The 437-nt window shown below is 59.5% G+C and carries 1 pseudogene; it reads left to right on the forward strand.

Going from position 1 to position 437, the window contains the following annotated elements:
* Positions 1–437: pseudogene (locus tag AB4Z23_RS28590) on the forward strand (AAA family ATPase); the annotation flags it as partial.

The raw sequence follows: 437 nt of genomic DNA on the forward strand, positions 1-437 counted from the left end.
ATTAAATCGCTCGCAGACGACGCCAGTCGCAAGCGGTCTGCCGCATTACTCGTCGCAGAAAACGCCTTCAAGGATGCCACCTTCCCCGCCGTTGGCGCGGAAGTATGGCGGGAGCTATGGGAGGCCGCACGGCACTATTCGCGTCATATTGAACGGCGGTTCCCAGCGGCTGAAGGTGAACACTGTGTGCTATGCCATCAGCCCTTGGGCCCCGACGCTAGTGCGCGGCTGAACGACTTCGAAGCCTTCGTCCGCGACGATACAGAAATGCAGGCTGACGCAGCCGAGAAGGCCTTTGCGGAGGCACTGAGGAACTTTCGGAAGCATCAACCGGATATTCGATTAATAGCGGACATGAGGAGGAGGATTGCCGTTCAGCATGCTGAGGTGGCCGCCGACGTGCTGCGCTTTTTGGCGTCCGCCGATCTGCGCAGACT

Origin of the sequence: Agrobacterium sp. MCAB5 (assembly GCF_052114365.1) — a bacterium.
In the GTDB taxonomy this organism is placed as follows: Bacteria; Pseudomonadota; Alphaproteobacteria; order Rhizobiales; family Rhizobiaceae; genus Agrobacterium; species Agrobacterium tumefaciens.